Annotated in this window: 10 protein-coding genes and 2 tRNA genes; 3 read left to right on the forward strand and 9 right to left on the reverse strand. The window is 38.9% G+C overall.

Features of this window, described 5'->3' with window-relative positions:
- Positions 1-66: 66 nt before the first annotated feature.
- Positions 67-139 (reverse strand) — tRNA-Met (locus VMY36_01145).
- 60 nt (positions 140-199) lie between these two features.
- Here VMY36_01145 and VMY36_01150 point away from each other — a divergent pair.
- Positions 200-1,024, forward strand: coding sequence for a PIG-L family deacetylase (locus tag VMY36_01150; protein ID HUV42492.1), 825 nt, complete (start codon positions 200-202; stop codon positions 1,022-1,024).
- On the opposite strand, the gene VMY36_01155 is transcribed toward VMY36_01150, so the two are convergent.
- On the reverse strand, positions 1,021-1,368 hold the full coding sequence (locus VMY36_01155; GenBank protein HUV42493.1) for a septum formation initiator family protein: 348 nt from the start codon (positions 1,366-1,368) through the stop codon (positions 1,021-1,023). The genes VMY36_01150 and VMY36_01155 overlap by 4 nt on opposite strands.
- 55 nt (positions 1,369-1,423) lie before the next feature.
- Here VMY36_01155 and VMY36_01160 point away from each other — a divergent pair, with 55 nt between their 5' ends.
- Complete coding sequence (locus VMY36_01160) at positions 1,424-2,287, forward strand: tyrosine-type recombinase/integrase (protein ID HUV42494.1); 864 nt, start codon at positions 1,424-1,426, stop codon at positions 2,285-2,287.
- A gap of 58 nt (positions 2,288-2,345) precedes the next feature.
- On the opposite strand, the gene VMY36_01165 is transcribed toward VMY36_01160, so the two are convergent.
- The 7 genes from VMY36_01165 to VMY36_01195 form a co-directional block, all read right to left on the reverse strand.
- A tRNA-Ile gene (locus VMY36_01165) sits at positions 2,346-2,418 on the reverse strand.
- A 43-nt stretch (positions 2,419-2,461) separates the two neighbouring features.
- A complete protein-coding gene (locus VMY36_01170; protein HUV42495.1) occupies positions 2,462-4,801 on the reverse strand; it encodes a type IV secretion system DNA-binding domain-containing protein in 2,340 nt (779 codons plus the stop codon).
- Positions 4,798-5,166, reverse strand: coding sequence for a hypothetical protein (locus VMY36_01175; GenBank protein HUV42496.1), 369 nt, complete (start codon positions 5,164-5,166; stop codon positions 4,798-4,800). Before VMY36_01175 ends, VMY36_01170 begins: the two co-directional genes overlap by 4 nt.
- Positions 5,167-5,232: 66 nt before the next feature.
- Positions 5,233-7,692 carry a vitamin B12-dependent ribonucleotide reductase gene (locus tag VMY36_01180; protein ID HUV42497.1) on the reverse strand — a complete coding sequence of 820 codons (2,460 nt, stop codon included), beginning with the start codon at positions 7,690-7,692 and terminating at the stop codon, positions 5,233-5,235.
- 115 nt (positions 7,693-7,807) lie between these two features.
- Positions 7,808-8,440: a DUF5667 domain-containing protein gene (locus VMY36_01185; protein ID HUV42498.1), complete on the reverse strand. Its 633-nt coding sequence runs from the start codon at positions 8,438-8,440 to the stop codon at positions 7,808-7,810.
- Between the two features lie 56 nt (positions 8,441-8,496).
- Complete coding sequence (locus VMY36_01190) at positions 8,497-8,694, reverse strand: DUF6485 family protein (protein ID HUV42499.1); 198 nt, start codon at positions 8,692-8,694, stop codon at positions 8,497-8,499.
- 7 nt (positions 8,695-8,701) lie between these two features.
- On the reverse strand, positions 8,702-9,388 hold the full coding sequence (locus VMY36_01195; protein ID HUV42500.1) for a type II CAAX endopeptidase family protein: 687 nt from the start codon (positions 9,386-9,388) through the stop codon (positions 8,702-8,704).
- A gap of 89 nt (positions 9,389-9,477) precedes the next feature.
- Here VMY36_01195 and VMY36_01200 point away from each other — a divergent pair, with 89 nt between their 5' ends.
- Positions 9,478-11,733 (forward strand): PBP1A family penicillin-binding protein, encoded by a 2,256-nt coding sequence (locus tag VMY36_01200; protein HUV42501.1) that lies wholly within the window; start codon positions 9,478-9,480, stop codon positions 11,731-11,733.
- Positions 11,734-11,851: the final 118 nt, after the last annotated feature.

Consider the following 11,851-nt stretch of genomic DNA (forward strand, 5'->3'; position numbering starts at 1 on the left):
GTGGGATTCGAACCCACGACCTTCGGTTTATGAATCCGATGCTCTAACCAACTGAGCTACCCTGCCTGGTTGCGGGGCTAGGAGTTGAACCTAGTCTGTGAGGTTATGAGCCTCACGTGCCACCGTACACTACCCCGCTCAACAGCCAAATTATACCAAATTTGGACTCTAAAGGATAGTTTCTGTTATGCTTAAATAAATGATTATTTTATTACCTCTCATTTTTCTTTTTTGTTTTCTGATTATTTTTTATTTCACCATTCATTTCTGGCTTCATGATCCTACTATTCCAATGCGGCGCGATTTCTTTCCCAAATCAGAGAAAAAAAGGAAAAAAATTATGGCTATTTTTCCCCATCCCGATGATGAAACTTGTGTTGCCACCACCCTGGCTTATCTTTCCCCTCTTCCCAATACAGTTACCGTTTTATTAACTTTAACTCAGGGTGGTGAGGGCTATTGGGGAAAACAAAAATTTGTCAAAAGCGAGCTTAAAGATGTCCGAAAAAGGGAACTAAGAAAAGCAGCTAAAAGATTGAAAATTGATAAACTTATTATTCTTGATTATCCAGATACAACTCTCCATAAAATAGAGCCAGAAAAGCTAAAAAAAATAATCTTAAAGTACCTAAAAAAAGAAAAGCCTAATCTGATTTTGACTTATGAGGAAAATTCAGGAATTACTGGCCATCAAGACCATATTGTCGTCTCCCAGGCAACAACTGAGGCAGTTAAAGAAATTAAAAACCAGTGGCCAATCAGACTTTACTGGGTAGTAATGCCAAGAAAGATCAATAAAATAATTGAAAGAACAATTAAAAAAAAGCTTAATACTCCTGAACCTGAATTTTGTCTTTCTTTTTTTCGCCTCGGATTAGCTGGATTTAAGGCACTACAAAAAAGATATCTCGCCTTCATTTGCCATCAATCCCAATCTGCAATGTTTCGTCCAAAAATGGGAATTCCTTATTGGCTGGCTAACCTTATCATGCACAAAGATTATTTTTATTGGAAGAGGGTCTAAAAAAACAATCTTAACCACTTTTGCCAGTTAGGCAATCCTAGCGCTTTCTCTGGTAGGTTTGTCTCGTTTTGCCCAACATTTGGGGGTAAAATGACCACTGTTTCTCCCTCTTTACCCAAATTGAGTCTGTTTCTTGCTTCCTGTTCAACAAATTCTTCAGATTGATAATAACCTTTCTTTTCTAAAAGCGCCTGATGCTCTTTTTCTAGCTCCTCCAAATACTCTTGGGCGCTTCGGACCTGATCTCCAGCCTTGATAAGGCGATAAATATTCCTAGATAGGCTAATTATAAGCCCAATACCAATTATCACGATAATAACCTTAACAAGCCTATTTCGAATCATTTTCCTGATTGACAGTTCTACCTATAGATGATATTATGGGTTTCTACCCATGGCTATGAATGACGAAAAATCACTAGTTACTGCCCACCAAAATTTTATTGATCATCTCAAAAAAAGTGGCAAAGCAACCTCCACTATTTTAGCATATGGTGCCGATGTAGAGCAGTTTGCTAACCAACTCAAAAAGAAACAAATCACTCAGACCACTTCGGTTACCCAGGAAATGGTTGAAGAATTCAAAAATTCCCTTAAAAAACAGAAATACACGGAAAAATCTATCTCAAGGAAACTTAATTCCCTTAAAACTTTTTTTCGCTATCTCAAAGAAAGAGGCTTAATCGATAAAGACCCAGCTGCTTTAGTGGAACACCCCCGCTATGAAGTCAAACCACCTCGAGTTCTTTCTAAAATAGAATATCGCGCTTTGAGAGATGCCTGCCGGGATGATCCTCGAATGGCGGCTGTCGTCGAACTATTTCTCCAAACAGGCCTAAGAATTGGTGAGTTGGCCAGGCTTGAACTTGATGATATCGGCGAAAGAGAAATTAGAGTTCGCCCTTATGAATCCCATTCCGAAAGAACTGTGCCTCTCAATCAGCCAGCTAAAAAAGCCCTCGATCGTTATTTTGAAGTCAGGTCAAAAACCAAAAGCCGAGCTGTTTTTGTGACCAAAACCGGTCGACCGATGTTGGTAAGAAATATTCGAGCCTCAATCAATCGTTATTTCCGAATTGCGGGAATTAAAAAAGCAACCGTTAACGACCTTCGTCATACCTTTATTGTTCATCAGCTTTCTTCAGGCACTTCGGTCACCACCGTTCAACATCTGGTTGGCCACAAACGTCTTTCGACGACAGAGAAATATTTAGAATTGGCTGAGGAAAAGAACGAAGAACGAGTTAAGTTAGAAGAACTATAACTTACAATATAGTTTTCGTCTCTTTGAAATAAATTACCCGCTTAAGGCGGGTTTTTTGTGGGCTGGGATGGATTCGAACCATCGACCCCTATCTTATAAGGATAGTGCTCTAACCGCTGAGCTACCAGCCCAAAAATTAAACCTTTCTAAGAAGAATTTTAACAAATTTCGAAGCTAAAGTCGAGCTCGCTGGGCAATTTCCGCTTCAACAATTTCTCTGTCTTTCCCATATTTCAAGCGAGAAAGCTGTTTAATCATTTCCGCTACTTTAGGATTAGCTCGCTTTTTCATCAGATTAAAATCTTTGGTCGTATCCATTGAAAAAGGCGGTACGGGTTCACCGCTAACAATCGTTTTAGCATAGGCATGGAAACGATCAATGTTAATCAGATCATCCTCACCAAAAGTGGGCGCAAACCAGTGTTGTAAAAAATTGGCATCGGTGACACCAATTTGAAAAGAAACAATTGTGCCGACGTTTCCGAAAATAGCGTTTTTAACCTCCTCTTCCATCTGACCAACAAATTGATTAGCCACCGTTAAGTTAAGACCATATTTTCTTGCTTCAGAAAGGATCTGGGCAAAGTCTGGGGTGGCAAAGTTTTGGAACTCATCAACATAGAGATAAAAGTCCCGTCTTTGGTCTTCAGGAATGTCCGCCCGGCTCATGGCGGCAATTAAAATTCTTGGAACTAAAACCAAACCCAAGAAACTTGAATTTTCCTCCCCTATCTTGCCCTTAGCTAGATTAATAATTAAAATCTTGCCTTCATCCATCACCTGTCTGAAATCAAAAGTTGATTTTGACTGACCAATAATATTCCGCATCATTTTATTGGTGACAAAACGACCAAATTTAGAAACAATGTAGTCTAAAACTTCTGATTTATGAAAATCAGCTGTCCGGGCAATCTGGTCTGTCCAATAGCGCTTAATAATCGGGTCTTTAACTTTGGGTAATAATTCCTGAACAAACTTCGGATCTTGCAAACAGCGCATCACTTCAACAAAAGTGTTCCCCGGCTCGCTCATGACCGTTAACATCGCATTTCTAATCGCGTGTTCAAAACGTGGCCCGACAATCCCGGTTTTGTAGGGATCGTAAAGTTTATACATTAAATTGACAATTGCCGAAGCAATCAGGTGTTGTTGATCTTCGGTTTGGGCTTCTAACATGTTTAAGCCCATGGGTCGCTCAGCATCTGAAGGGTCAAAATAAATCACTTCTTCGGCTCGTTCAGGAGGAATGTAGGCTAAAATATCTTCAGCTAAATCATGGGGGTCAATTAAACAAACACCCTTGCCCGCTCGAATATCCTGAAGAAGCATCTCGCGCATCAATTCTGTTTTCCCTGTCCCGGTTTTACCAATAATATAGACATGGCGGCCTCGATCTTTTTCGCCAAGATAAACCGAACGTTCTGTCCCCCGATAAACGCTCTTACCTAGATAAAGTCCTTCTTTGGCAATCTTGGCTGGTGCCGGTGCTCTTTTTGAATAGAGCCAGTAAATATGGGGTGTTTCCACGGTTTTGTTAGGAAAATGATAAATGGTAGCGATCTCCTCGGTATTAAGTACCGTTTGTTTAGCAAAAAAGCGAAAAATAGACTGATAACGATAAATGAAATCAATCATAAAACCTTTTTTAAACCAAATCTTTCTCGTTTTAAGACTATTTAAATCAGAATTGAATTGAGAAAAAGCAGATTTAAGATTACTGAGATGAGCTTTGGCTTCTTCTTCAGTCGGCGAAGAAACTACTAAGCGAATAATCGTGTTAAAACCTGGCTTGGAACACTTGTTCTCAATCGCTTCGATGGTCTTTTGGTCAATCTTAAATTTGGCTTTTTCTGGATCAGCCTCGGCTTTTTTAGTCGAACTAATATAGCTTTTACCCTGACTCCGCCATTTGCTTTCAGCTGGCGAAATCAAAATCTGAATAGCCGCACCCTCATCTTTACCCATCTTAGCCAAAGCGGCGGTAATGGCGGAAAGAGGATCGGTAGACAAATCTTTATAAACTTTAAGAGAGAGATAAGGAGAATCTTTTATTTCTAATTCAGCAAAAGCAACCTTACCTTCTTCAGAAAAGATATTATATTCCTGAACTTGGGTAATTTCTGCATCTGGATAGGCACCATTAATTTGTTTTTCGACCATATCCCTTAATTTTTCTGGCACAGAAACATAAAAACGAATATCCTCGTGTTTCGCCACAATTTCGAAAGATAAATGAGGTTGGGTTTTAAGAAAATTAAACCAACTACCTTTTTTAATGGAATACAGAGAGGCGAACATCTGTTCAGCCGCATCAATCTTAATCTCATTGCTTGAGGGTAAAGCAATCTGAAGAAGAACAGATTCCAAAGACTGTTCTTCGCGACGATGATGACGAAGAAAGAGAACTAAACCATAAAAAAGACCAAGTAAGGCTAAAAAAACAAAACCAATAATAATTAAAATGATGATTAAATAAGTTGCTTGTGATAAAAGATTATTTAGAGCTTGATTCATTCTCCGGCTCCTCGATAAACAAACTTACCGTGGGCGACTTTAACTAAACGAAAACACCACGCCGCTAACCAACGTAAAGAATCAGTTATTTTGTATTGCAAACTTTGTTTCATCTCCAGACTAGTCAAGGGTAATCTAATTTCAACTTTTTGAGGGGCCGTGTCAGCAACAATAACCTGTCCTTGATCATCGGTCACCGGTTGGGGAAGTTTGATTTCAGCTGCAGTTTCAACCTTAGTAAGATAATCTTTAACTTCAGGTTTAATCTCCCCTTCTTTTCTCTCAACCACAGGCACTTTTTCTCGCTCAGAAATTAAAATTTCTTTTCTTTCACCTGAAAGACTTTGTGGTTCGGGCAGGGTCATAAAATTGTTTCCTTTCAGTCAAATTATAGTATAAGCGATTAATGAATAAAAGAAGAATTACAGATTTTAGCTGCACTGAGAATAACCACAAACAGGACAACGGAGACAACCTTCAGCAAACTCAACCATCGTACCACATTCTGGACAATCTGGACAAAGTCCTAAAATATTTTTTGCAGGCCCTTTCTCCACAGAACCAGGTATATTAGAGTCGGGCATAACCGAATGATCAATGCCTAAAGGAGGCATTTCTGTTATTAAAGATGGTGTTGCTGATAATTCTCCTTCTTTCAAATACCTTTCCAAAACTCCTCCTATGGCGTCGGCGCAAGAAAGAACCTGTCCTCCTTTATCCCAAGTAGGAACAGGACAACGAATTCCTTTTAACTGATCAATAATTGCTCTGGGGTCAACTCTTGAACGAAGAGCCAAAGAGATTAAACGACCAACTGATTCAGATTGAGAAGCCATGCAACCGCCTGATTTCCCCATATTACCAAAGACTTCAAAAAGTCCTTCTTCATCTTCATTAATAGTTATATAAATCGTCTGCCCACAACCTAGTTTAATTTTCTCTGTTTTCCCAGTAGTTATCTCTGGACGAGGTCGAGGTTGACGATAAGGCATTACTTCCTTAGTCTCAATTCTTTCTCTTTCGCCAGTTGAAAGAACTTGATCTTTTTTTGAACCATCGCGGTAAACAGTAACTCCTTTACAACCCTCATCAATCGCCAACATAAAAGCTTCCCAAACATCTTCAACAGAAGCTTCTTCAGGCATGTTAATTGTTTTAGAAACTGCGTTATCAATATTCCTTTGAAAAGCAGCTTGTATTAGAACGTGCCATTTCCAATGAATTTCATGCGCTGTCTTTATAACTTCCTTTAATTCCTCAGGAATACTTGCTACCCCCTCTAAAGTACCCTGATTTTTTATTCTTTCAATATCTTCATCGCTTAAATTAAATTCTTCAACTATTCTTGTAAATTGTGGGTGTATTATCCTTCTTCTTTCTGACGTAACATCATCTCTCCTAAGTAAATTCAGGGCAAAAATCGGTTCTATTCCTGAACTGCAACAAGCAATTTCAGCAATGCTTCCGGCTGGAGCAATCGTTGTTACCGAGGCATTACGCATTAATTCGCCTCTCTCAGCATAAACACTTTGTTGATACGCAGGAAAAGGGCCTCTTGTCATAGCTAATTCGCTAGATGCCTCATGGCTCTTTTCTTGAATAAAGCCCATTACTTCTTCAGCAACTTTAATTCCTTGTTCACTATCATATCTCACTCCTAGTAAAATCAACATATCAGCAAAGCCCATCACTCCCAAACCAATTTTTCTTGTTCTTTTAGTTGCCTCTTCTATTTCTGGAGTAGGTAATTTATTAATATCAATCACATTGTCTAAAAAATGAACGGCTGTTCTAGCTACTCTATCAAGCTTAGCCCAATTAACTTCACCATCCTCAACCATTTCTGCTAAATTAATTGAACCTAAATTACAAGACTCATAAGGTAATAATGGTTGTTCGCCACAAGGATTGGTGCTTTCGATCTTACCAAGTTTTGGAGTAGGATTATCTTCATTAATCCTATCAAGGAGAACAATTCCGGGATCAGCATATCTATGAGCATTTTCAACAATTAAACGAAAAATCTCTCTTGCATCTCTCTTTTCCCTCTTACCAGTATGGGGATCAACTAAATCATATTCTCCGCCAGTCCTTAATGCCTCTAGAAACTCTTTTGTCAAACCTACTGAGATATTAAAATTCTTTAATCTCCCTTCTACATTTTTAACACCAATAAATCTCTCAATTTCTGGATGGTCAACATTAAGAATACCCATGTTCGCTCCTCTTCTTTTACCGCCTTGTCTAATCACATCAGTAGTTGCATCAAAAAAACCCTCCATAAAACTAAGTGGGCCAGAAGAAACTCCTCCTGTACTTAAAGGTGACTCTCCTGGCCTTAACTTTGAAAAGTTAAATCCAGTCCCTCCACCTGTTTTATGAATTACAGTCATAGCAGTTCGAGCTTCATTGATTGATGACATATCGTCTTCTATTGGTACGACAAAACAACCCGATAATTGCCCTAGTTTTGTCCCTGTATTCATTAATGTGGGTGAATTTGGAAGGAATTCTCTATTTACCATTATTTGATAGAATTCTCTTGCTGATTCAATCAAGTTTCCCCCGTAACGAGAATCAGCAGTAGCTACACCAACAGCTACTCGCCAAAAGAGTTGTTTAGGAGTTTCATCTTTCAATAGGTACCTATGCTCTAAAACTACTCTATTTCGTTCAACTATAACAGGATCCGGTAAATCTTCAGGTAATGGAGGAATTTCTAATATTCTTCTGATATCTACTCTATAACTGTCTTCTTCATCAACTCCTGTTTTTCTGATCAGGGGATAAAGAAGTAAAGTAGACTCTCCTTCGGACTTTATACCAAAAGGTAATCCATATTGGCCAATATCTCCTAATTCTATTAATTCTGATGTCTCTTTTCTGGACATAAAAAATCTCAAATATTAATTTGCCTCTTGGGGCAGGAACAATCTAGAAGCTGCGAATAATTATAAAACTCTGAATAGTATTCTCGTCAACTATCAATCACTATCTCAAACAAGATTATTTTCCTAACCTCTCCATTACTTGCTGATATCCCTGTCGAGCATATTGGAGAGCACTATCATAAACTGGTCTGGCCGTGTTAGGAATTTTTTTCTCGAATTTCAAAATTACCTCCTCATGTTTGAGAGTCGCCTGAGATAATTTCTCTAAAAGCTCTGTGGTTTCCTTACCGGCTTCTTTAGCTACTTTTTCTTGACTAACCGCTTGCTCTAAGTATTTCTCGGCCTTAGTTAAAGTGGTTATCCCTAAATCAATTTTATTGATATTAATTAAAGCCTCAGCTGCCAAAAGACGCTTATCAGCAAACTTTAGATAAAGTTCAGCCTTTTTCAAAGAATCAGTCGTCAAAAAAAGCCAAATTTTATCCCTAATCATTTTTAAAGGATATAAAAGATGATCAGGCAGAATTCCAGTATAAAGAGTGCCGCCCCAGTGAAGATCATAATCGACTTTATTGACTTCTTCAGTTGCCTGCCCTGGAACTGAACCGGCGGTTTCTTCACCTTCGATTAACAAAACACTGTCTTCGCCAGTTGTTTGAGCCGCTGTCTGCCAGATTGAAGCGCCCAAAATTCCGGTTGCAAAAACTAATAAAGCTAATACTAAAATCGCTTTTCTCAAGATTTTCATCTTTTCACCCCCTTTCTTAGAAAAGAAGTATTTAAATTATTACAACAAATATTGATTCAAGACAATCCCTGATTCTCAACAAATTTCTTAAAACTTCTGTCATAAGTTTTTTCTAATTCTTTTGAAAAACAACAAGCCGGTAATTCATTATTAGCTAGATGATGTTTTAGGCAATCACAACACTTCCCTTTTCTTGGGCAACCGGGATAAGTACAAGGACAGTCTTTTAAATTCTCGTCAATTTTGCAGTCCATTAATCAATTACCTAAATAGAATGATTGGCCAACTCCAGAAGACATGCATTAGAATGGCAGAAAGAATATTTTCGCTTCTTCCAAAAACAAAAGCCGCCCCAAAACCATAAACAAAAACAAAGAAGAGATAAGCGATCATAATCATGGGCGCATAACTCAAAACAAAAAGGCCAATCGGCAAATGAATCAGGGCAAAAAGAAAGGCGGAAACTAAATTAGCTAACCACTCATTCTGCCAAATCCGCCACAAACGCGTAAAAATATAACCTCGGAAAACTATTTCTTCACTAAAAGCAGTCACAAAAGAAAGAAGAATTAAACCAATTAAGCTCAAGGGCGAATAATTTAATTCGGGCAAATGAAGGCCTTGATATTTGAGAATATTCGTCATCAAGCCCTCGGCCGCAAAAATAACCCCTAAACCAACTCCCCAATAGATAGCCGGAAAAAGATTCTTTTTAGTCAACCCCAAGGAAGCTAATTTTTCTTTCTCGACCTGACGGACCAGCCAAAAGGTCGGCAACAACCAAATCAGTGGCTTGAAAATTAGTTCTTCGACCCATTGAGGGAAAATTTCAGGAAAATAGCGATAAAGGGACCAAAAAGCAAAAATAAAACAAAAAAGAGAAAAGACGTGTTTAATTGAAAGCTGGCCATGATGAAGAACCTTACCAAAAAATTTCTGGAATATCATTTTTCGAATCAATTATACATCTTGCTTATAACTTGTCTAATTTCCTTTTCAATAAAATTATACAAAGTCTAATGATATAATGTAAAGCTATGAAATCAGTTAAGAGAAAATTAAGCAGTCTGAAAAAAACAATTGACCGAAAAATCAAGAAGTTACCTATTAAAGAAGGTTACCAACAATTTTTCTTGGCTAACTGGCTTTTAATTTTAATTTTTCTTTTCCTCGGTATTTTCCTCTATTTTTTTATTTTCAAAGACCTTCCTCTGCCCACTCGTTTGGGTTCAGAAGCTTTTCCTGCCTCGACCTCAATTTTTGATCGTAACGGTCATCTTTTGTATGAAATTTACATAGAGAAAAATCGGGTGCCGGTTGAACTAGAAGTTTTACCTGATTATGTTAAACAAGCAACGATTGCCATTGAAGATAAAAACTTTTACCAACATCGTGGTTTTGCTTTTGAGGGAATTTTGCGGGCTGTCACCAAAATTGTTTTTAAACACAAACTTCAAGGTGGTTCAACTATTACCCAACAACTAGTTAAAACTGCTCTCTTGACGCCAGAGCGGACTATTCGCAGAAAAATTAGAGAGGCTCTTTTGGCGATGATCACCGAAATTATCTATTCCAAAGACCAAATTTTAGAAATGTATCTTAATCAAGTCCCTTATGGAGGTACTGCTTATGGTATTGAGGCCGCCTCCCAAACCTATTTTAATAAACATGCCAAAGATTTAAGTTTGGCCGAGATGACTCTTTTAGCCGGTTTGCCGGCAGCTCCAACCCGCTACTCCCCGTTTGGCGCCCATCCGGAAGTGACCAAAAATAGACAAAAATTAGTCTTAGGCAGAATGGTCGAAGATGGCTATATTACCGAAGAAGAAAGAAAAGCGACTGAAGAAGAAGAACTAGAATATGCTCCAGCCACGGTTGGCATTAAAGCTCCCCATTTTGTTCTTTATGTTAAGGAATTATTAGTCGAAGAATATGGCGAACAATTAGTCGAACAAGGAGGTTTAAAGGTCACCACCACTCTTGATCTTGAAATTCAAGACTTTGCCCAAGAGGTAGTCGCTACCGAAGTGGCAGATTTAGAAGAAAGAAAATTAAACATTCATAATGGTGCTGCCTTGGTGACCAACCCCCAAACTGGTGAAATTCTTGCCATGATTGGCTCTCATGATTACTTTGATGAAGAATATGATGGTAAAGTCAACGTAACTTTAAGTCGCCGGCAACCTGGCTCGTCCATTAAACCAATTAATTATGCTCTTGGTCTAATGAAAGGGGTGATTACACCGGCGACGGTCATTAATGATGTCCCCACTTGTTTCAGTGTTCCTGGTCAAAAACTTTATTGCCCAGTTAATTATGACGGCCAATTCCATGGTCCGGTTCAGGCTCGCTTTGATCTAGGTAACTCCTATAATCTCCCTGCCGTCAAAGTTTTAGCCCTGAATGGCTTGGAAGATTTTGTGGCCACCGCCTCAGCGATGGGAATTACAACTTTCGAAGATCCTTCTAACTATGGTCTCTCTATCACTCTTGGGGGTGGCGAGGTGAGAATGATTGATATGGCTACCGCTTTTTCCGCTTTTGCTAATTTAGGAATTCGTCAAAATGTCTATGCGATTGAAAAAGTCGAAGACCGCCACGGCAAAACTCTCTATCAAAAAAAAGAACAGGAGGGTGAGCGCGTCTTGCCTATGGAAGTTGCTTATCTCATCTCTCATATTCTCCTAGATAATAATGCCCGATCGGCTGCCTTTGGCGCTTCCTCTTATCTCAATATTAAAGACCACCCTGAAGTTTCGGTCAAAACGGGAACAACTAATGACAAACGCGATAATTGGACAATTGGCTACAATCCTTCAAAACTCGTGGCTGTTTGGGTAGGTAACAACGATAACACCCCAATGAGCTATGTCGCCTCAGGCATTACCGGCGCCTCGCCAATTTGGAACCAAATTATGACCTATGCCTTAAAGGATATGGAGCAAGAATGGCCAATGAAACCTGAAGGCGTAGTTGGCGCTAATGTCTGTGCTTTATCCGGAAAAATGCCTAATCCTGATTCCCCTTGCGAAACCCGTTTTGAATATTTTATTGAGGGAATGGTTCCCTCGGAAACCGAGAATTTAAAAACTTTTATCGAAATCGATAAAACTACCGGCCAAATGGCTAATGAAAAAACTCCGCCTGAAAATCGAGAACTTCAAGAACACCAGGTTATTTATGATCCTCTCGGTGCTCCCTATTGCCTTGACTGTATTCCGCCAACCGAAGCAATGATTATCAGTCCTTACCTACCCCTCCCTTCTCAAACTTCTCCTTCACCCCAGCCTTAAAATGAGGTAAAATAGTAACGATGGCGGTTAAAAGGACAGGAACTATCTATACCGCCAAGAAACTTCGATCCAAGCAGAAAGCTGCCCCGGGTTTTTTTGGCAAAATCAAGGAATTAAA

This window comes from Patescibacteria group bacterium (genome assembly GCA_035529375.1).
GTDB lineage: Bacteria > Patescibacteriota > Microgenomatia > PFEM01 > JAHIFH01 > DATKWU01.